We start from the raw sequence: 19676 nt of genomic DNA on the forward strand, positions 1-19676 counted from the left end.
AGAAGGACGCAGATTATGCTGTTAATGCTGGATAACTATGATTCGTTTACTTACAACCTTGTGCAATATCTTGGTGAGCTTGGCCAAGATGTGCAGGTGTATCGCAACGATGAAATTGATCTCGCCGAGGTGGCTGCACTTAACCCCAGGCATATTGTGATTTCTCCTGGTCCCTGTACGCCAAACGAGGCGGGAATATCGGTGCCATTGATTCATGAGTTCGCTGGCAAGATTCCCATTCTGGGGGTTTGTCTCGGGCATCAAAGCATAGGTCAAGCGTTCGGCGGCAAGATCGTGCATGCCAAGCAACTGATGCATGGCAAGACTTCTGACATCCACCACGCTGATATTGGTGTATTCAAGGGCTTGCCGAATCCCTATACCGCAACGCGTTATCATTCCTTGGTGATAGAGCGCGAATCTATCCCTGATTGCCTGGAAATTACCGCTTGGACAGAAGACGGCGAGATCATGGGTGTGCGCCACAAGACGCTGCCGATTGAGGGCGTGCAGTTCCATCCCGAATCTATCCTCACCCAGTACGGACACGAGTTGCTGAATAATTTCCTGAAAGCGTATTAATGAGCATTACCCCCAAGATCGCCTTGCAAAGGCTGATTGACCATACCGATTTCACCCACGATGAAATGCTGGATGTCATGCAGCAGATCATGAGCGGCACTTTTACCACGATACAGATTGCTGGTTTCCTTGCCGGTTTGCGCGTCAAGGGTGAGACTGTGACGGAGATTGCAGCTGCCGCGCAGGTGATGCGCGAGCTTTCCAGCAAGGTGCGGGTGGACGATGGCAGTCATTTGATTGATACCTGTGGTACTGGTGGTGCGCCCAACAAGGCTTTCAATGTCTCGACAGCATCGGCTTTTGTCGCAGCTGGTGCCGGCGCACGTATCGCCAAGCATGGTGGGCGTGCTGCTTCCTCCAAGAGTGGTTCTGCGGATGTGCTGGAGGCGTTGGGCGTTAATATCAGCCTTACGCCCGAGCAGGTGGCGCGTTGTGTCAACGAGGCCGGTATCGGTTTCATGTTTGCTCCCAATCACCACGCAGCCATGAAGTATGCAGCGCCAGTGCGGCGTGAGCTTGGTGTGCGTACCATGTTTAACCTGCTGGGGCCGATGACTAACCCCGCTGGCGCCAGGCGTCAGGTCATGGGTGTGTTCCATCGTGACCTGGTGAGCCTGTTGGCACATACGTTGAAGCAGTTGGGCAGCGAGCATGTGATGGTGGTGCATAGTGCGGATGAAATGGATGAAATCTCTTTTTCCGCTGATACTTATGTCGCTGAGCTCAAACATGGCGAAGTGCATGAATACACGCTTAACCCTGCCCAGTTTGGCATGGCCTTGCATGACATCAACAGCATTCATGTGGAAAACGCCCAAGAGTCCAGCGAGATTATTCTGGGTGTTTTTACAGGCCAGACTGGCCCGGCACGGGATATTGTCTTGTTGAATGCCGGCGCCGCGATCTATGTTTCTGGTCTGGCTGCTGATTTATCAGCAGGCATTGCACAGGCAGCACATTCGCTGGATTCCGGCGCGGCAATGGGCAAATTGCAACAACTCAAGGCGTTGAGTCAAGCCGTATGATGCGGTTGTTGCTGGTCGCTGCGATTGCTGTCGGCTACACATTTTTCCATTTTAGCCAGCCCGGGCAAGGTGCCTCCCCTGTTGCTGATGTATCGGCGACATCTACGCCTGTTGCAGCCAACCAGCGTATCGCACAAGCATTTAGCCAGCGTGAGCATGGCGTGGCGGTGCAATCCAGTGGCGTGGTGCGCAAAGTATTGCCTGATGATAACGATGGTTCGCGCCATCAACGCTTTATCCTGGGGCTGGAAAACGGCATGACGGTGCTGGTGGCGCATAATATCGATCTTGCGCCGCGGCTGGCTGGATTGCAGGCTGGTGAGCTGGTCGAATTCAATGGCATATACGAATGGAATGCCAAGGGTGGTGTCATACACTGGACCCATCATGACCCCAGAGGACGCCATGCCGATGGATGGTTACGCTATCAGGGACGGCTGTACCAGTAATCAAATAGTCGGCGCAAAGATGGTTACGATTAATGAAAGTGATTGCAAGGCAATGTCAGACATACTCAATAAGATACTTGAAGTGAAGCGTGCGGAAATCCACGCCGCACAACAGCAAAAGCCATTGGCCGAGGTTGAGGCTGCCGCCTTGATCCAGCCAGCTCCTCGCTCTTTTATTGGTGCTATCCAGGCCAAGATTGCTGCTGGCGAAGCAGCGGTGATCGCGGAAATCAAGAAGGCTAGTCCGTCAAAAGGCGTGATCCGCGAAGATTTTCGTCCAGCTGAGATTGCGGCTAGTTACGCCCGTCATGGTGCTGCCTGTCTTTCCGTATTGACTGATGAGCAGTTTTTCCAGGGGAGTGCAGAATATCTCCAGGCGGCACGTGCGGCCTGTGATATTCCGGTATTGCGCAAGGATTTCATGATAGACCTTTACCAGGTGTATGAGGCGCGTGCCATGGGGGCTGATTGCATCCTGCTAATTGCTGCTGCGCTTGATCTGGCACAGATGCGCGCACTGGAAACCATCGCTCACCAGCTTGGCATGAGTGTATTGGTGGAAGTGCATAATGCCGAGGAGTTGGAGCAGGCATTGCAACTGGAGACGCCTTTGCTCGGTATTAATAATCGTAACCTGCGTACCTTTGAAGTAACGCTGGAGACGACATTGTCGCTGTTGGCACGTATTCCGGCTGACAAAATCATCGTCACCGAGTCGGGTATCTTCACGTCACAGGATGTGACCTTGATGCGCCAACATGCGGTGCACACTTTCCTTGTCGGCGAGGCTTTTATGCGCCAGCCTGATCCGGGTGTGGCCCTAGCCCAGGTATTTGCATAAGGAATTTCCATGACCGAATCATCACGCCAGCTTCTCGCTATTCGTCCACGCCGCATGCGGCGGGATGATTTCTCGCGCCGTCTGATGCGCGAGCATGTGCTCACAACAAATGACCTGATTTATCCCGTGTTTGTGCTCGAAGGTGACAATCGTATTGAGCCAGTTGCCTCCATGCCGGGTGTGCAACGCCAAAGCCTGGATCACCTGCTGCAAACAGCCGGGGAATGCGTGGCACTGGGTATTCCTGCATTGGCCCTGTTCCCTGTCATTGAGCAGCAGTACAAAAGCTTGACTGCGGATGAGGCGTGGAATCGTGATGGTTTGGTACCGCGTGCCGTGCGAGCGCTTAAAGCGGCTTATCCTCAACTGGGCATCATCACTGATGTCGCGCTCGATCCTTATACTACTCATGGACAAGATGGCGTGATTGATGACACCGGCTATGTGCTCAATGATGAAACTGTGGCCATCTTGGTAAAACAGGCGTTGTGCCATGCTGACGCAGGTGCCGATGTGGTAGCACCCTCAGACATGATGGATGGCAGAATAGGCGCGGTTCGCGATGCGCTGGAAGAGGCTGGGCATATTCATACACGTATCCTGGCATATTCGGCCAAGTATGCCTCTGCGTTTTACGGGCCATTCCGCGATGCGGTAGGTTCGTCTGCCAATCTTGGCAAGGGTAACAAATACAATTACCAGATGGACCCAGGCAACTCGGACGAAGCTTTGCGGGAAGTGGCTTTGGATTTGGAAGAGGGCGCTGATATGGTCATGGTCAAACCAGGCATGCCTTATCTTGATATCGTGCGCCGAGTGAAGCAGGAGTTTGGCGTGCCAACCTATGCTTATCACGTGAGCGGTGAATATGCCATGCTCAAGGCCGCGGTGCAAAATGGCTGGTTGGATGAGCGGGCTGTGGTGCTTGAAGCGATGCTGGGATTCAAGCGGGCAGGTGCCGATGGTGTCTTGACCTATTACGCCATGGATATTGCACGCTGGCTAAGAGAAGGATAACGCCCTATCAATGAGGTTGTCTCAGGGCTCTGGCGTCTGTTCGCTTTGTACGATTAGCTTGGTAAGTGCTTCTATATTGGCCCGGCTGGCATTGTTGCCATTGACCGGGCTTTTTGTTGCCATGCGCATGTCGTCAACCTCAAAGATACTGAGCTTAATCAGCCCATGCGGTCCCTCTAGCGTGAACAGTGGAACTTTCTTGCGGTCCATGCTACGCCGCTCACTGATACGATAGGATTTTTCATCCGTGATATACGGAATTTGCTGATTCAGCAAAAAAATCTCCACTTCCTTCAAGCTATCAGCAAACAGGTGAATGTGGGTTTCTGCGTATTTTCCTGCCGTGCCATCCAGTACTGCACCAGTCAGGTGAGGGTTAAATCTTTCCAGTAGCTGCATGACCAATAAGGCATCTTTGCGTAGCTGTAATAAAGATTCCGGCTGCTCATCACTATTATAAATGTCGTGATACAGGCGGATTTCTTCCTCGATTTCACTATTGGTAGGCATACATTGCGAGTCAGTGACGCCAAGCTGACGTCCAGCCTTGCGCTTGGCATATGCATAATCTGCAATGCCTTCTTCCGCCATCATGCGTGCAGCTAGCTGTGCAATAAGCTGGCGCATCTGGGATTGGCGATTGCCGCTATCTTTTGCCATGGTGCAAACGCCCTTCTACACAAGTGATTCACGCAAGTACAGGCAACAGAGAAGTGTGCCTGCACTTGCGGGACTGCAATACTGCTTAAAACAGCTGATCTGGCCTGGGTGGAGTATTGTCCTGTTTCTCCGTGGGTGTCGGGCCATGACCAGGGAAGCCAGGAATAATGGAGAAAATGGATTCTTCGGGCTCCGGCGGTGGGAACTCATGATAGAAATATTCCATCATGCCATCGCTATCGCCTTTGGCACGCATTCCAGTGGCTGGATCGATGCGGATCGCACTGACGCCAGCAGGTACTTCTGGGATGACTTCAGGCACATTTTTCAGCGCCGAACTCATATAGTCGATCCAGATCGGCAATGCTGCTTTGCCACCGGTTTCCAGGCTGCCCAGCGACTTGGGCTTGTCATAGCCCATCCAGGCGATTGCCACATGCTTGGGGCTGTAGCCAGCAAACCAGGCATCAATCTGGTTATTGGTCGTGCCAGTCTTGCCTGCCAGGTCTGAGCGGCCCAGGCTGCGTGCGCGTGTGGCAGTGCCTAGGCGCACCACATCTTGCAGCATGGAGTTCATGATGAAGGCATTACGACCATCAATCACGCGTGCTGCGCCTTTGCCAGCCAATAAGGGCTTGGATTGTTCCAGTAGTTTGCCGCGGCTGTCGACTACTTTGTCGATAATATAAGGCTTGACGCGATAACCGCCATTGGCAAATACCGAATAGGCGCCAGCCATCTGCCATGCGGTGACCGAGCCAGCACCCAGCGCCATCGCCAAGTAGGGTGGGTGGTCCTTGGGTGAAAAGCCGAAGCGGGTGATGTAGTCCTGCGCATAATTGACGCCTATGCCTTCAAGGATGCGGATGGAAACCATATTCTTGGACTTGGTCAAGGCCGTGCGCATGCGCATCGGGCCTTCATACTTGCGGTCATAGTTCTTGGGTTCCCAGGCTGAGCCACTGCCGGTTTCGCGTGCCGAGACTGAGATAGGTTCGTCTTCTATCATGCTGGCCGGGGTAAACCCTTTTTCCAGCGAAGCCGAATAAATGAAGGGCTTGAAGCTGGAGCCGGGCTGGCGCCATGCCTGTGTCACATGGTTGAACTTGTTGCGATTAAAGTCAAAACCACCCACCAATGCTTTGACGGCGCCTGTCTCCGGGTCCATCGCCACGAGTGCGGCTTCTGCCTGTGGCAATTGCACAATATGCCATTTGTCACCCTGGCGCATGATGCGGATAACTGCACCAGGCTTGATGGTGCGCTTGGTAGCATCTTTCTCAGCCAATTGTTTTTGTACGAATGCTAGGCCATCACCGCTGATCTCGATATTGTTGCCATCCTTGGAGTAGGCGCTGACTGCCTTGGGCGTGACTTTAGTCACCACGGCAGGGATCATGCCCTGGAAGGTTTCCAGGTTATCCAAGGCATTGTCTAGCCAATTGCCGCTGCCCTGTTCGTTGTTGCCAGGAGAGACGGTCTTTTCCGGGCCGCGATAACCATGGCGGCGGTCATAATCAATAATGCCTTGCAGGATGGCACGGTTGGCGGCTTCCTGGGTATCTTTGCGAATCGTGGTGTAGATTTTCAGACCACTGCTGTAGATGTCATCTTTGTAACGCTCATACATGGCCTGACGTACGATCTCTGCTACATAATCGGCAGACAAGTCGCGCATCTTGCGCGATTGACGGAAGCGATGCGGTTCCTTCAAAGCGGCTTCATACTGCTTCTGATCAATGAAATGTAAATCTTTCATGCGACGCAGCACATAGTGCTGGCGAGCTTCTGCACGCTTGGGGTTAGCAAACGGGTTGTAGCGGGAGGGGGCCTTGGGTAGGCCAGCCAGCATTGCAACCTCCGCAATGCTGAGTTGATCCAGTGGCTTGCCGTAATACACTTGCGATGCAGCGGCAAAGCCATAAGAGCGATGCCCCAGATATATCTGGTTGATGTAAAGCTCGAGAATCTGGTCCTTGGTCAGGTTGTGCTCGATTTTGATGGAAAGCAGCGCCTCGCTGAGTTTGCGCGTAGCAGTCTTTTCGCTGGAGAGGAAGAAATTGCGTGCCACCTGCATGGTGATGGTGCTGGCACCTTCCTTGAAACTGCCAGACGTGACATTGGATACTGCGGCGCGCAGGATACCCAGGGTATCAATGCCGCCATGCTGGTAGAAGCGCTCGTCTTCTGCTGCCAGGATGGCTTGCTTCAGTGTCTTGGGCGTTTCATTGATGCCGATGAAGGCGCGACGTTCCTCGCCAAATTCGCCTATCAGGTGCCCATCCTCGGAATAGACACGCATCGGCACCTTGGGCTTGTAGTCCGTCAGGGCTTCCAGGGAGGGGAGTTCGGGGTAGATCAATGTGGCAGCGAGTGCCACCAGTGCAGTTGTCACCAAACCGAGGATGACGCCGGTGAGGAGCAGGAACTGCCACCATTTTTTCGGGAGCATTGATTAGGGTTCAGTATTGGTCACAGACGCCGTTATTATAAGTGTCATTACCGTGTTTTTAAAATCAAATAATCTGCTTTGACTTCCCAGATGCTTGTTGCTAGCATCTAAAGTAAATTATTAGAAGTAACATTATAACTAACCGTACTGGAAGGGAATTTCTTTTGAAATTCGACTTTTTCTCAGAGCGAACACCGCCTCTGATAGGCGTGGATATTAGTTCCAGTGCAGTCAAGATGGTCGAGCTGGCACAGGGGAGCAAGGGAGCTTATCACCTGCAGGGCTACGCGATTGCTTCTATGACCAAGGAAGCGGTCGTAGATGGCAATATCGTTGGGCTTGATCTGGTTGCCGATGCGGTCAAGCGAGCCTGGAAATTATTGGCATCGCGCGAAAAGCGCGTGGCGCTTGCCTTGCCAGCAACAGCCGTCATTACCAAAAAAGTCATCATGCAGGGTGGCATGCGCGAAGAGGACATGGAATTCCAGGTCGAGGCAGAGGCTAACCAATATATCCCGTTCCCGCTTGATGAAGTCAATATTGATTTCCAGGTGCTTGGCCCGGCTCCTAGTGGGGCCGAAGAGGTTGAGGTGCTGATTGCTGCTTCCCGCAAGGAAAAAATCGAGGATAGAGTAGCAGCGGCAGAAGGTGCAGGCCTCAAGGTGCTGATTGTAGATGTAGAGTCTTATGCTACCGAGGCAGCCTATTCGCTAGCCGTGACTGAGTTGCCAAAGTCCGGTAAAGGGCAAACTGTGATGGTGGTGGACGTAGGCAGCACCATGACGCACGTGCATGTCTTCCATGATGGGCAACTTGTGCATAGCCGCGAGCAGGCTTTTGGCGGTAACCAGCTTACGCTGGAAATCCAGCGCCGTTTCGGCGTCTCTGGCGAAGAGGCAGAAATTGCCAAGCGTAATGGTGGCTTGCCGGAAAGTTATGAGAGCGAGGTACTGCAGCCTTTCCTGCAATCACTGTCACAAGAGGTTGTGCGCAGCCTGCAGTTCTTCACCAACTCAACCCAATATAACAAAGTCGATCATATTCTGCTGGCAGGCGGCTGTGCCGCGATAGCAGGTCTGGCAGCGCTGGTGCAGGAAAAAACCCAGGCTAATACACTCATTGCCAATCCCTTTAATCATATGTCGATCAATCCTCGCCTCAAGCAGCAACAGGTTATTGCAGATGCGCCTGCGCTGATGATTGCCTGCGGCTTGGCTTTGCGGAGGTTTGACTAATGGTCAGAATCAACCTCCTCCCCCACCGTCAGATTCGCCGTGCTGAACGCCAGCGCGAGTTTAATCTCATGCTGGCATTCGCCGGTGCCGCTGGAGTGGCAATTGTATTCCTTGGTAGCACGATTCTCAGTAGCAAGTTGGATGAGCAGGTGAACCGCAATACGCGGCTGGAGGCTGCCAGTGCCAATCTTGATAAGCAAATTGCTGAAATCAAGGAGCTGAAGACACAGATACGCAATGTATTGGATCGTAAGCAGATCGTCGAAAACTTGCAGGTCAACCGTAGCCAGTCCGTGATGATGCTGGATGAAATCAGCCGTCAGCTGCCAGAAGGCATGTACCTGAAAGCGCTCAAGCAGCAAGGCCATTTGGTGACATTAGAAGGCGTGGCTGATACCAATGCGCGTGTGGCTACACTGGTGCGCAATCTTTCTGGTTCAGAGTGGCTACAGTCACCCAATCTCGTAGAAATCAAGTCCACGACAGTCAATGGGCTCAGGCAGAACAACTTCACTGTGAATGTGCAGTTGAAAGCCCCTCCATCGCCAGACGATGAATTGCCAGGTGTGCAGAAAGGCGGTGCGCTGTGAACCTGCAGGATTTCAATAATATTGACTTGAAAAATGCCGGCAGCTTGCCGTGGCCTGTAAAAGGCGTACTTCTGGGCATGTTGCTCGTGATCATCATCATTGCTGGCTACTGGTTTTTCTGGAGTCCCGCGATGGAGGAGTTGGAGCAGGCGCGCGCCAAGGAAGGCGAGTTGCGTGAAACTTTTCTCGCTAAGAAGCGCCAAGCGATCAACCTTGAAGCATACAAACAGCAGATGGTGGATATCGAGCGTACGTTTGGTGCATTAGTGAAGCAGCTGCCGGATCGCTCACAGATGGATGGTTTGTTGACCGATATCAACCAGGCCGGGCTTGAGCGTGGACTTGAGTTCGAGTTATTCAAGCCCGGGCAGGAAGTGATCGCCGATTTTTACGCTGAAATGCCTATCTCGATCAAGGTGACAGGTGCCTATCATGACCTTGGCGAGTTTGCTGGAGATATTGCCAGGCTGCCTCGAATCGTGACCTTGAACGACATCGTCATCAATACAGCAGGCAAGGATGCCAAAGATGGGCGCTTGGTGATTGAGGCAGTAGCCCGTACTTATCGCTATCTTGATGCCAATGAAATTGCCAGCAAGAAGCAGGCAGAAAAGAAAGAGGCACGCAAATGAGCATGGATATGTTGCGTGAACATTACCGAGGCGTGAGCATGCTGGTCTTGTGCGTATTGTTGAGTGCATGTGGCGATGGTCAGGGTGATGATCTTGATCATTTCATCCGTGATGCCGGTAATGATATGCATGCGCGAGTTGAGCCATTGCCTGAGGTGAAACCCTATACTGCGGCAACCTATAATGCCGATGGCATCCTCAATGATCCATTCAAGGCACGCAAGATTGTCAGCTCGCGCAGCAGTATGCAGCCCAATATGAATCGACCACGTGAACCTTTGGAAGCTTTCCCGTTGGAAAGCCTAAAGTTTGTTGGCTCCTTGTCGAAGGAGAAGTTGAAGTATGCCCTGATCCTGACGCCGGATAACCTAGTGCAGCAAATCAAGGTGGGGGGCTATATGGGGCAGAATTTTGGCATGGTGACCGAGATTACCGAGGGCGGCTTAAGGCTCAAGGAAATCATACAGGATGAGTTAAGCGGTGACTGGATAGAGCGTATCTCCAGTATCGAGTTGCAGGATTGAGGGTGAACATGATGAATATTATAAAGTGGGCCACTGGCCTGGCATTCATGCTGCTGATGCCGATGGCACAGGCTGCCGATGAGCAACAAGCCGAGTTTGCCAACAAAATCGAGAAAATTGACTTCGTGGCAATGTCAGGTGGTCGTATTGCCATACAGGTACAAACAACATCACCATTGGCAAACCCTCCGGCGGGCTTTACCTTGAATAATCCCTCGCGCATTGCGCTGGACTTTCCTGCGGTGGGGAATGGTTTGGGCAAGAATAGCGTGCAAGCCAGCCAAGGGGCGCTTAAAGGAGTGAACCTCGCGCAAGCACGAGATCGTACTCGTATGGTGCTGAATCTTGCCAAAATGGTGGCCTATAACACGACGACACAAGGTCGTGAAACGACAATTATTTTGCAGGCAACCGAGGCAGGGACTGCCAATACCAATGTCGTCTCTCGCTTCGCCGAGGCTAAAGCGGGTGAGAAATTCCACACCCTGAATAATATAGACTTCATGCGCGGCAAGAATGGTGAAGGCCGCATTGTGGTTGATCTCTCTGATGCTTCCGCTGGCATTGATATTCGCCAGCAGGGTAAGACCGTCGTGGTGGATTTTCATAACACCGAACTGCCGCAGAATCTACAGCGCCGCCTCAATGTCATCAACTTCAATACGCCGGTGTTATATGTGGATGCTATCAAGCAGGGCAACAACTCCCGCTTGGTGATCGAGCCCAAGGGCTTGTGGGAGCAGTCGGCCTATCAAGCAGATAAACGCTTCATTATTGATATTCGCCCTGTGGTTGAAGACCCGAATAAGCTGGTGCAAGGCTCCAAGCCTGGCTACGCTGGAGAGAAACTTTCCCTTAATTTCCAGAATATCGATGTGCGCTCGGTCTTGCAGGTGATCGCAGATTTCACTGGCCTGAATATTGTGACCAGCGATACCGTGACAGGCAACCTGACACTGCGCCTTAAGGATGTTCCTTGGGACCAGGCGCTGGACATTATTATGTCGAGTAAGGGCTTAACCCAGCGCAAGACGGGTAATGTGATCTGGGTGGCGCCGTCTGATGAAGTCGCGGCCAAGGAGAAGTTGTTGCTGGAAGCAAGCCAGCAAATTGAAGAGCTTGAACCCATGCGTACCGAAGTATTTACCTTACGTTACCAGAAGGCAGAGAATTTTAAGAACATCATCAGCGACAGCAAGCAGAAAATTCTTTCCAAGCGTGGTAGCGCCGTGGTCGATGCGCGTACCAATACCGTCTTCGTACAGGATACCCCCAAGCATCTGGAAGAAATCCAGACCATTATCAATAAGATTGATATTCCTGTGAAACAAGTGATGATTGAGTCACGACTCGTGATTGCAGATGAGAAATTTGGTCGCAGCTTAGGCGCACGTTTTGGTGTACAAAAGCAGCAGGCGAGTGGCGATACTCGCTATGGTTCAAGTGGAACTTTGGGTAACACCATCACGCAGCGTACGATAGACCCTACCACTGGCGTCATTACTGAAACCATTGCCAATCGTGTGGGTTCTTCCACCCTGGCGACGACCTCAATCCCCGGCACTGTTGGCGTTGGGGTGAGTGCCGATGGTGCGCAGGATCTGAACGTAAACTTGCCCGTTGCCAATGCCTTCGGTAATTTTGCTTTCAGTTTGTTTAGACTGCCAGCAGGCTTCTTGTTGAATCTAGAACTCTCTGCGCTGGAAACTGACCAGCGCGGCAAGATTGTTTCTAGTCCACGTGTCACGACGGCCAACCAGCAAAAAGCCATCATTGAGCAAGGGACGCAAATCCCTTTCCAGCAAGCGACCAGCAGCGGCGCTACGGCGGTGCAATTTAAGAATGCCTCGTTAAGCCTGGAAGTGACACCGCAGATTACGCCTGATGAGAAAATCATCATGGATCTGGAAGTCAAGAAAGATAAGGTGGGTACAGTCTTTAATAATGTGCCATCCATCGACACTCAGCGCGTACAAACCCAGGTGTTGGTGTCCAACGGTGAAACAGCGGTACTGGGTGGTATTTATGAGCAGACTGAGCGTAACGATGTAGACAAGGTGCCATTCTTTGGTGACCTGCCTTTTATTGGCAATGTCTTCAAGAGACGCGTGAAGCAAAGCGACAAGACTGAACTCTTAATCTTTATTACGCCCAAAGTCATGGATGAAAGTTTGTCTTTGCGTTAGCCATATCTGACAGTTAAGCCAGATTCACTTAAAATGCTCGCTTGCGTATGGCGGGCATTTTTTATGGCAGCAAATATTTTCTTTGTAGGTTTAATGGGGGCGGGCAAAACCACCATAGGCCGCATTATCGCCAAGCACCTGAACAAAACTTTTTACGATAGCGACCATGAGATCGAACGGCGTACTGGCGTCAGCATTCCTGTCATTTTTGAACTGGAAAAAGAAGACGGCTTTCGCAAGCGTGAGGCAGCGGTGATTGAGGAGCTGAGCCAGATGCAGGATATTGTGCTGGCAACCGGTGGTGGAGCAGTGTTGTTACCTGAGAACCGCAAGCAACTGATGGAGCATGGTACAGTGATTTATTTGCGTGCGAATGTGCATGAGCTTTGGCAACGCACACGCAATGATAAGAACCGCCCATTGTTGCAAGGAGATAACCCCCGCAGGAAGCTGGAGCAATTGTTTGCCCAGCGTGATCCCTTGTACCGCGAGGTTGCCTCTATTATTGTAGATACCGGTGGTCAGCCGGTGAATGCTATCGTGCACCAGATTGAACAGAAACTTTTATCTTTATAAGCCATGCAAACATTACACGTAGACTTGGGCGAGCGCTCTTATCCTATCCATATTGGCCGTGGCCTGCTGACGCAGCCTGAGTTGATCCTGCCACATTTGAAGCGTAAGCAAGTCGCGATTGTGACGAATACGACCGTGGCTCCTCTTTACCTCGAAAAGCTGGCTCAGCCATTACGTGATGCTGGCGTCAAGGTGATTCCCATCGTGCTGCCGGATGGTGAAGCCTATAAAAATGCTGCGACGCTTAACCTGATCTACGATGCCTTGCTCGAGAACCGCTGTGAACGTAGTACCACGATCATTGCGCTTGGTGGTGGTGTCATTGGTGATCTGGCTGGCTATGCCGCGGCGACATATCTACGTGGCGTACCGTTTATTCAAGTCCCGACGACTTTATTGTCTCAGGTAGATTCCTCTGTAGGCGGCAAGACTGGTATCAACCATCCACTGGGCAAGAACATGATAGGTGCGTTCTACCAGCCACAAGTCGTGCTGGCCGATATTGATACGCTGTCGACATTGCCAGCGCGCGAGCTCTCAGCTGGTCTGGCAGAAGTGATCAAGTATGGCTTGATTCGTGACGAGCCATTTTTTGCATGGCAAGAAGCGAATATGCAAAAGCTACTCAAGCTTGATACCGAAGCCATGAGCTATGCCATTTACCGCTCTTGTGAGAATAAGGCAGAAGTGGTTGCTGCGGATGAGCGCGAATCTGGCGAGCGTGCCTTGCTCAATCTAGGTCATACCTTTGGGCATGCGATCGAAAATGCCATGGGCTACGGCGTATGGCTCCATGGCGAAGCCGTCGCGGCGGGCACCATCCTCGCAGCCGATCTTTCGCGCCGCTTGGGATGGTTGAACGATGCGGAAGTTGAGCGTATTAAGGCGATATTTATCGAAGCTAAGCTGCCTATCGATGCACCAGCGCTGGGTGTGGATCGTTACCTAGATCTCATGGGGCTGGATAAAAAAGTGGTTGATGGCCAGATTCGCCTGGTGTTGCAACAAGGCATTGGTAAATCGCTGGTGACCAGCGATTATGATGCCAATCTCTTGCAATCAACCCTGACTATTCCTGCATGACCGAGTTGGCACCGTATGCTTCCAACCCTGCCTTGACCAAAGGGCGGGTACATGAGGAGCCTGCTCCTGCTACACGCAACCATTTCCAGCGGGATCGTGACCGTATTATCCATTCCGGTGCTTTCCGCCGCCTTGAATACAAAACCCAGGTGTTCATCAACCATGAAGGCGACCTGTTTCGCACCCGGTTGACGCATAGCCTTGAGGTTGCGCAGATAGGACGTGCCATTGCGCGTAATCTGCACCTGCATGAAGACCTGATTGAGGCCATTGCCCTGGCGCATGACCTCGGCCACACGCCGTTTGGCCATGCTGGCCAAGACCAACTCAATGAATGCATGCGCGAATTCGGCGGCTTTGAGCACAACTTGCAATCCTTGCGTGTCGTTGACCACTTGGAATTACGCTATGCCGAATTCGATGGCCTCAACCTCACCTTTGAAGTGCGTGAAGGTATTCTCAAGCATTGCTCCTTACCCAATGCCCGGTTGCTGGGCGAAGTCGGCGAACGCTTCCTCAACAAGCAACAGCCATCGCTAGAGGCGCAAGTGGCCAACTTGGCAGACGAAATTGCCTACAATAATCATGATGTCGATGATGGCCTGCGTTCAGGCCTCATTACCATGGAGCAATTAGCTGAGGTACGTTTATTTGCTGAGCAATTCTCCTTGGTGCAAGGGCAATATCCGGCATTGACGGGGCGTCGACTGATTCACGAAACCGTCAGGCGCATGATTCATATATTGGTTACGGATTTGTGTGAGCAAAGCCGCAAGAACATTGCTGCGCATGCTCCTCAAACCATTGAAGATGTGCGTACACTGCCCCCATTGATCAGCTTTAGCCCGGCTATTGATGAGCAGCAACTTGAGCTTAAGCGCTTCCTGCGTACCAATCTTTATCGGCACTATCGTGTTAATCGCATGACCTCCAAGGCCAAGCGCATCATCGCTGAGCTATTTAATGCGTTCATCAATGATCCAGGCTTGTTGCCTGACGATTACCGGCCCTCCAACCCGGATATGCAACCACGTGTGATCGCCGACTATATTGCCGGCATGACAGACCGTTACGCTATCCGCGAGCATCAGCGCCTCTTCTCCATAGCTGAATAATTGCTTTAGCATTGATTGCTAAGTATTTAAACCGGAAATAATTTATTTTTCGGCAGTTTGGACTTGTCATAAACTGTTGCATATAAACAACACAAAATCTTCAATCGCGTAAAAAAACCACAAGATTGCTTGCAGGCCTCGAAAGGCCTTTGGCATACTGCCCATAACTTCTTAGACAAGAAGTCAGTGCAATACCCTTGTAGTGATGAACATACACCGCACAAGGGATAACTAAACGCATTAGGAGATATACATGAACAAGAAACTAGGCCTGGCAGTTGCTGGCGCAGTATTGGCTTTCGGCGCTTCCGCTGCAAACGCAGGTATCATCATCCCAGCAGGTGACTGGACGATTGATATCGGTGGTAACGTTAATACTTACTACACCAACACCAAGTTCTCTGGTGATGCTTTCAGAAACATCAACCGTGCAAACCAAGTTTCTACAGGTCTGTTGCCTTCCGCTCTGGGTATCGGTGGTAAGACTCGTCAGAACGATCTGGATATCGCATTCCAATTCACATTCTTCGTTGGTGCTAACAGCGAACAAGGTTGGGGCACTACTGGTGCTCAAGGTCTTACTCCTGGCGGTACATTGGCTCAAAGCCGCGCTGGTGACGGTAACTCCATCAACGTTCGTCAAGCTTACTTGACTTTCGGTGATGCTTCCTGGGGTACTATCAAGGCTGGTCGTGACCTTGGTCTGTTCGGCTCTGATGCTATCCTCTCCGACATGACCCTGCTGGGCGTTGGTGTTGGTGCTGGTGGTCCTGGTAACTCCACACTGGGCCGTATCGGTTCCGGTTATGTTTACGCTGACTGGATCGGTCAAATTCAATACGCATCCCCTAACTGGAATGGTTTCAGCTTTGCTGTAGCTGCTCGTGAAGGTCTGCGTAACAACCTGAATGCGATTGATCTGGATGATTCCAAGCTGGGCTTCGATGGTAAGGTTAGCTATGAGTGGACTGGCGATGTAGCTGGTAAGGTTTGGGCAGGTTACATCACTCAGAAGCATGAGCGTCAGATTGATCCTGCAACTGGTCTGGCACTGGCAGCTAGCCAAAGCTATCGTTCCAGTGGTTATGATCTGGGTGCTAAGATCAACGTAGCTGACTTCGGTTTGGTTGGTTACTACTACAATGGTCGTGGTCTGGATGTTCAGACTGGTGGTCAATTGGGTGGCCTGCAATTCCTGGGTGGCAACAAGTCTGACGACAAGGGTGGCTATGTACAAGCTACTTACAAGTTGCCTACAGTTGGTACCAAGCTGGGTGTTTCCTACGGTATCTCCAAGTCTGACAATAGCAACAATGCCCCTGCAAATGCTGGTGTTGACCATGAAAACAAGTCTTGGATCGTTGGTGCTTACCACCCTCTGACCAAGAGCCTGAATCTGGTTGCAGAATATGCACAGCAAAAGGTTGAAGCCAATGCTCCTGGCGTTGCTTCCGTAGACGGCAAGGCTAAGACAATCAGCCTGGGCGCGATCCTGTTCTTCTAGGATTTAAATCGTAAGATTTAGCTTAGAAAGCAATCGTAAAAACGGCACCTTCGGGTGCCGTTTTTTTATTGTGCTGCAGATGTAGCAATAAAAATGCCGGAGCTAGCCCGGCATTTTAGTTTGTCCGCAATCTATTGATGCTTATTCGTCGATGCCTAATTCCTGTATTTTACGCGTCAAGGTGTTGCGGCCCATGCCTAGCTGTGTGGCTGCTTCGATCCGGCGTCCACCCGTATGTTGCAGGGCTTTGGTGATGAGAATGCGCTCGAATTGCTGGGTGCGGCTATCGAGGATGTCATGCTCCCCGCGATTGAGTGCGTCAGTGATCTCAGAGGCCAGTGCCGTTTGCCATGAGGTGGCACTAGCAGGCTTGGCCGCGTCTTCTTTCAGCTCCGGTGGCAAGTCAGCGATGTCGATGTTTTGACCGGGAGCCATCACGGTGAGCCAGTGGCAGACGTTTTCCAGTTGGCGCACATTACCGCTCCAGCTTAACGTACCGAGGTAGCGCAAGGCAGCGGTGGATGGCTGCTTGGCTTCTACACCCAGTTCGCGGGCGCTGTGTTGCAGGAAGTGCTTGACCAGCAAGGGGATGTCTTCACGTCGCTCGCGCAGGGGTGGCAGGCGTAGGCGGATGACGTTGAGGCGATGGAATAAATCCTCACGGAACAACCCTAGTTTCACTCTTTCTTCTAGATCCTGATGTGTTGCAGCAATGATGCGCACATTGACCTTGACTGGTTGGTGTCCGCCAACACGGTAGAACTGTCCATCACACAGAACGCGCAACAGGCGAGTTTGCAGGTCGGAGGGCATGTCACCGATTTCATCAAGGAACAAGGTGCCACCGTCAGCCTGCTCGAAGCGTCCGCGCCGTGCAGCTTGCGCGCCGGTAAATGCGCCGCGTTCGTGGCCGAATAGCTCGGATTCGAGCAGATCCTTGGGGATTGCAGCAGTATTGATGGCGATGAAAGGCTTGTCGAAACGCGGGCTATGGCGATGCAGTGCGCTCGCTACAAGTTCTTTACCGGTGCCGGATTCACCGTTAATCAGCACGGTTGAATGCGAGCGGCTCAGGCGGCCAATTGCACGAAACACTTCCTGCATGGCGGGGGCCTGACCAATGATTTCCGGTGTTTCTTCTTGCATCACCACTTCAGTTGCCTGGCGCATGCTTTCATCTACTGCGCGGCGGATGATTTCAATCGCCTGGTCAACATCGAAAGGCTTGGCCAAGTATTCAAAAGCGCCACCCTGGAATGCGGCAACTGCACTTTCCAGATCGGAATAGGCGGTCATGATGATGACGGGAATATCTGGATGGCGTTGTTTTACCTCGTGCAGGAAATCGAGGCCAGAACCATTGGGCATGCGAATGTCGCTGACAATGACTTGTGGCTCTTCCCGGGTCAGGGCATTCAAGGCTTCGGGTACCGATGCGAAAGTCTTGAAATCCATGTCGGTGCGGCCCAGGGCTTTTTCAAATACCCAGCGTATGGATTTGTCGTCGTCTATGATCCAGATCGGTTTCATGATGGTTACCTGTTGTAGTCTGTCTTTTATTAAAAAGGCGTTGTTTTTATAGATTATTGTCTTGCAATGTAAGCTTTCATCGCTGTGCTTTCAATTGGCAGCAGTATGGTGAAGCTGGTGTGTCCAGGCGCGCTTTCGCATTCGATCATACCGTGATGCTGGGTGATGAATGTTTGCGCCAGTGTCAGGCCTAGGCCGGTGCCACCCTCGCGCCCTGATACCAGCGGGTAAAAAATTCGCTCGCGAATTTCTGGCGGGATACCGGGGCCGTTATCAATGATTTGCAGCTTGATAGCGACTCGGTAGCGCTTTTTCGCCAATGTGACTTGGCGTGCTGCTCTTGTACGCAAGATGATTTCAGGTGACTCCGTACCAGGTTTGTTCTGCATGGCTTGCACCGCGTTACGGGCAATGTTCAATACGGCCTGAATGAGTTTCTCGCGGTCACCGATTAGCTCTGGCAGGCTAGTGTCATAGTCACGGCGGATTTGTATACCTCGCGGCGATTCTGCCAATAGCAGGCTACGCACACGTTCGAGTACTTCATGGATATTGGTTGGCTCGTACTTGGGTACACGGTGTGGCACCAAGAGTCTGTCCATCAGCAATTGTAGGCGGTCTGCCTCCTTGATGATGACCTGGGTGTATTCGCGAAGGCTGACTTGTGGCAGTTCATGCTCCAGCAATTGTGCCGCGCCACGAAGCCCACCGAGCGGGTTGCGGATTTCGTGGGCCAGATTGCGCAATAGCTCGGCATTGGCTTGTTGCTGGATTAGCATGCGTTCTTCACGCGCGATGCGTAGCTGTTGATCCATATGCTGGAATTCCAGTACTAGGCACGCGGGATCAAGCTCTACCGGGGTGACGGTACAGGTGACAGCAAAAGATTGTTGCCGTAACGTGGTAATGGGGAATTCATGCTCACGGAATGGGCTGTGATGCTTAATCGCATGTTCCATGGCCGAGTCGAGAATGTCACAGCCGGGAAAAACCTGTGAGACAGGTAAACCTGCAATTTGCTTAGCGCTGATGGCGAATAGCACCTCGGCACCGGGGTTGGCATAAACGACATGGCGCTGCTGGTCGAGCAGGAGGATAGCCGTTGATAAGTGTTCAAGGCCTGCGAATGAGGGGGGGATTTTATGTTCCATGGCTTCTTTTAAGCAAAAGCCAGGCCAGTTGGATGCTGCTTATTTAAACGCCTCCAACTCTTTTTGCAGAAGCTGCACATTTCGTTCGTGCGCATCCACATTGGCCTGCAATTGTTGCATTTTTTCCTCGAATTTCGCGACATTGCGATAAGTTTTGCCATTGGCCCCACGGTATACCTCGGGTTTTGATTCGCCCTCGGTATAAGCTTTTTTAGCTTCCTCCAGAGCGGCTTTTTCAGCTTCTAGTTCTTCTAGCAATATTTTTTTGCGCTGATCGTCACGCTTTTTCTGGGTTTGACTATCCACGCGCGGAAAATTGCTAGGAGTCGCTTGAGGCTTTGTTTTGGGTTGTGTTGTGGTGCTTGGCGGTGGCGGATCTATCTCCAGCTTTGTCGCTCCTTTGCTGGGGACGTTGGAGTAGGTGACATGGCCATTTTCATCCACACTCTTGTAGATGTCGGCCTGGGCGGTCATCGAAGTGATGATGCAGGCAAACAAGCTAATAAAAGGCAGTTGGAACATTC

The 19676-nt window shown here is 51.9% G+C and carries 19 protein-coding genes; 14 read left to right on the forward strand and 5 right to left on the reverse strand.

Features of this window, described 5'->3' with window-relative positions:
• Positions 1 to 15 precede the first annotated feature (15 nt).
• The 5 genes from LG202_RS12055 to hemB are packed head-to-tail and all read left to right on the forward strand — an operon-like array spanning position 16 to position 3914.
• Positions 16 to 582, forward strand: coding sequence for an anthranilate synthase component II (locus tag LG202_RS12055; RefSeq protein WP_230348615.1), 567 nt, complete (start codon positions 16 to 18; stop codon positions 580 to 582).
• On the forward strand, positions 582 to 1607 hold the full coding sequence (gene trpD / locus LG202_RS12060; RefSeq protein WP_230348616.1) for an anthranilate phosphoribosyltransferase: 1026 nt from the start codon (positions 582 to 584) through the stop codon (positions 1605 to 1607). Before LG202_RS12055 ends, trpD begins: the two co-directional genes overlap by 1 nt.
• A complete protein-coding gene (locus LG202_RS12065) occupies positions 1604 to 2056 on the forward strand; it encodes a DUF3465 domain-containing protein (protein WP_230348617.1) in 453 nt (150 codons plus the stop codon). The genes trpD and LG202_RS12065 overlap by 4 nt, the downstream gene beginning before the upstream one ends.
• A gap of 52 nt (positions 2057 to 2108) precedes the next feature.
• Complete coding sequence (trpC, locus tag LG202_RS12070; RefSeq protein WP_230348618.1) at positions 2109 to 2897, forward strand: indole-3-glycerol phosphate synthase TrpC; 789 nt, start codon at positions 2109 to 2111, stop codon at positions 2895 to 2897.
• A 9-nt stretch (positions 2898 to 2906) separates the two neighbouring features.
• Positions 2907 to 3914 (forward strand): porphobilinogen synthase, encoded by a 1008-nt coding sequence (gene hemB, locus LG202_RS12075; protein WP_230348619.1) that lies wholly within the window; start codon positions 2907 to 2909, stop codon positions 3912 to 3914.
• 21 nt (positions 3915 to 3935) lie between these two features.
• Here the strand turns inward: hemB and LG202_RS12080 are convergent, their stop codons facing one another.
• Both LG202_RS12080 and LG202_RS12085 read right to left on the reverse strand, forming a co-directional pair.
• Complete coding sequence (locus tag LG202_RS12080) at positions 3936 to 4574, reverse strand: hypothetical protein (protein ID WP_230348620.1); 639 nt, start codon at positions 4572 to 4574, stop codon at positions 3936 to 3938.
• Positions 4575 to 4659: 85 nt separating this feature from the next.
• Entirely contained in the window at positions 4660 to 7026 is a 2367-nt protein-coding gene (locus LG202_RS12085) for a penicillin-binding protein 1A (RefSeq protein ID WP_230348621.1), read from the reverse strand.
• A gap of 164 nt (positions 7027 to 7190) precedes the next feature.
• On the opposite strand from LG202_RS12085, the gene LG202_RS12090 reads away from it, so the two are divergent.
• From LG202_RS12090 to LG202_RS12130, 9 genes are all read left to right on the forward strand, one after another.
• Positions 7191 to 8261: a pilus assembly protein PilM gene (locus LG202_RS12090; RefSeq protein WP_230348622.1), complete on the forward strand. Its 1071-nt coding sequence runs from the start codon at positions 7191 to 7193 to the stop codon at positions 8259 to 8261.
• Entirely contained in the window at positions 8261 to 8851 is a 591-nt protein-coding gene (locus LG202_RS12095; RefSeq protein WP_230348623.1) for a PilN domain-containing protein, read from the forward strand. Before LG202_RS12090 ends, LG202_RS12095 begins: the two co-directional genes overlap by 1 nt.
• The gene (locus LG202_RS12100; protein WP_230348624.1) at positions 8848 to 9483 is read left to right on the forward strand and encodes a type IV pilus inner membrane component PilO; all 636 of its coding nucleotides are present in this window, start codon (positions 8848 to 8850) and stop codon (positions 9481 to 9483) included. Before LG202_RS12095 ends, LG202_RS12100 begins: the two co-directional genes overlap by 4 nt.
• A gap of 8 nt (positions 9484 to 9491) precedes the next feature.
• On the forward strand, positions 9492 to 10007 hold the full coding sequence (locus tag LG202_RS12105; RefSeq protein WP_230348625.1) for a pilus assembly protein PilP: 516 nt from the start codon (positions 9492 to 9494) through the stop codon (positions 10005 to 10007).
• Positions 10008 to 10018: 11 nt separating this feature from the next.
• Positions 10019 to 12193, forward strand: coding sequence for a type IV pilus secretin PilQ (gene pilQ, locus LG202_RS12110; RefSeq protein ID WP_230348776.1), 2175 nt, complete (start codon positions 10019 to 10021; stop codon positions 12191 to 12193).
• A gap of 63 nt (positions 12194 to 12256) precedes the next feature.
• The gene (gene aroK, locus LG202_RS12115) at positions 12257 to 12769 is read left to right on the forward strand and encodes a shikimate kinase AroK (protein WP_230348626.1); all 513 of its coding nucleotides are present in this window, start codon (positions 12257 to 12259) and stop codon (positions 12767 to 12769) included.
• Between the two features lie 3 nt (positions 12770 to 12772).
• Positions 12773 to 13852: a 3-dehydroquinate synthase gene (gene aroB / locus LG202_RS12120; protein WP_230348627.1), complete on the forward strand. Its 1080-nt coding sequence runs from the start codon at positions 12773 to 12775 to the stop codon at positions 13850 to 13852.
• Complete coding sequence (locus tag LG202_RS12125) at positions 13849 to 14967, forward strand: deoxyguanosinetriphosphate triphosphohydrolase (protein ID WP_230348628.1); 1119 nt, start codon at positions 13849 to 13851, stop codon at positions 14965 to 14967. Before aroB ends, LG202_RS12125 begins: the two co-directional genes overlap by 4 nt.
• Positions 14968 to 15220: 253 nt before the next feature.
• Positions 15221 to 16471: a porin gene (locus tag LG202_RS12130; protein WP_230348629.1), complete on the forward strand. Its 1251-nt coding sequence runs from the start codon at positions 15221 to 15223 to the stop codon at positions 16469 to 16471.
• 141 nt (positions 16472 to 16612) lie between these two features.
• Here the strand turns inward: LG202_RS12130 and ntrC are convergent, their stop codons facing one another.
• The 3 genes from ntrC to LG202_RS12145 are packed head-to-tail and all read right to left on the reverse strand — an operon-like array spanning position 16613 to position 19674.
• Positions 16613 to 18001, reverse strand: a complete 1389-nt coding sequence (gene ntrC, locus LG202_RS12135) for a nitrogen regulation protein NR(I) (RefSeq protein ID WP_230348630.1) — start codon at positions 17999 to 18001, stop codon at positions 16613 to 16615.
• Between the two features lie 53 nt (positions 18002 to 18054).
• Positions 18055 to 19152, reverse strand: a complete 1098-nt coding sequence (gene glnL, locus LG202_RS12140) for a nitrogen regulation protein NR(II) (RefSeq protein ID WP_230348631.1) — start codon at positions 19150 to 19152, stop codon at positions 18055 to 18057.
• 39 nt (positions 19153 to 19191) lie between these two features.
• Positions 19192 to 19674 carry a DUF4124 domain-containing protein gene (locus tag LG202_RS12145; RefSeq protein ID WP_230348632.1) on the reverse strand — a complete coding sequence of 161 codons (483 nt, stop codon included), beginning with the start codon at positions 19672 to 19674 and terminating at the stop codon, positions 19192 to 19194.
• Positions 19675 to 19676 lie beyond the last annotated feature (2 nt).

The sequence above is a fragment of the Methylobacillus methanolivorans genome (genome assembly GCF_054588515.1).

Coding starts and splice junctions, on each gene's coding strand:
- glnL (WP_230348631.1), bottom strand. CDS start 19,152: ATGGAACATAAAATCCCCCCCTCATTCGCAGGCCTTGAACACTTATCA.
- LG202_RS12125 (WP_230348628.1), top strand. CDS start 13,849: ATGACCGAGTTGGCACCGTATGCTTCCAACCCTGCCTTGACCAAAGGG.
- hemB (WP_230348619.1), top strand. CDS start 2,907: ATGACCGAATCATCACGCCAGCTTCTCGCTATTCGTCCACGCCGCATG.
- trpD (WP_230348616.1), top strand. CDS start 582: ATGAGCATTACCCCCAAGATCGCCTTGCAAAGGCTGATTGACCATACC.
- trpC (WP_230348618.1), top strand. CDS start 2,109: ATGTCAGACATACTCAATAAGATACTTGAAGTGAAGCGTGCGGAAATC.
- pilQ (WP_230348776.1), top strand. CDS start 10,019: ATGAATATTATAAAGTGGGCCACTGGCCTGGCATTCATGCTGCTGATG.
- LG202_RS12145 (WP_230348632.1), bottom strand. CDS start 19,674: ATGTTCCAACTGCCTTTTATTAGCTTGTTTGCCTGCATCATCACTTCG.
- LG202_RS12080 (WP_230348620.1), bottom strand. CDS start 4,574: ATGGCAAAAGATAGCGGCAATCGCCAATCCCAGATGCGCCAGCTTATT.
- LG202_RS12065 (WP_230348617.1), top strand. CDS start 1,604: ATGATGCGGTTGTTGCTGGTCGCTGCGATTGCTGTCGGCTACACATTT.
- LG202_RS12095 (WP_230348623.1), top strand. CDS start 8,261: ATGGTCAGAATCAACCTCCTCCCCCACCGTCAGATTCGCCGTGCTGAA.
- LG202_RS12130 (WP_230348629.1), top strand. CDS start 15,221: ATGAACAAGAAACTAGGCCTGGCAGTTGCTGGCGCAGTATTGGCTTTC.
- LG202_RS12055 (WP_230348615.1), top strand. CDS start 16: ATGCTGTTAATGCTGGATAACTATGATTCGTTTACTTACAACCTTGTG.
- LG202_RS12105 (WP_230348625.1), top strand. CDS start 9,492: ATGTTGCGTGAACATTACCGAGGCGTGAGCATGCTGGTCTTGTGCGTA.
- aroK (WP_230348626.1), top strand. CDS start 12,257: ATGGCAGCAAATATTTTCTTTGTAGGTTTAATGGGGGCGGGCAAAACC.
- aroB (WP_230348627.1), top strand. CDS start 12,773: ATGCAAACATTACACGTAGACTTGGGCGAGCGCTCTTATCCTATCCAT.
- LG202_RS12085 (WP_230348621.1), bottom strand. CDS start 7,026: ATGCTCCCGAAAAAATGGTGGCAGTTCCTGCTCCTCACCGGCGTCATC.
- ntrC (WP_230348630.1), bottom strand. CDS start 18,001: ATGAAACCGATCTGGATCATAGACGACGACAAATCCATACGCTGGGTA.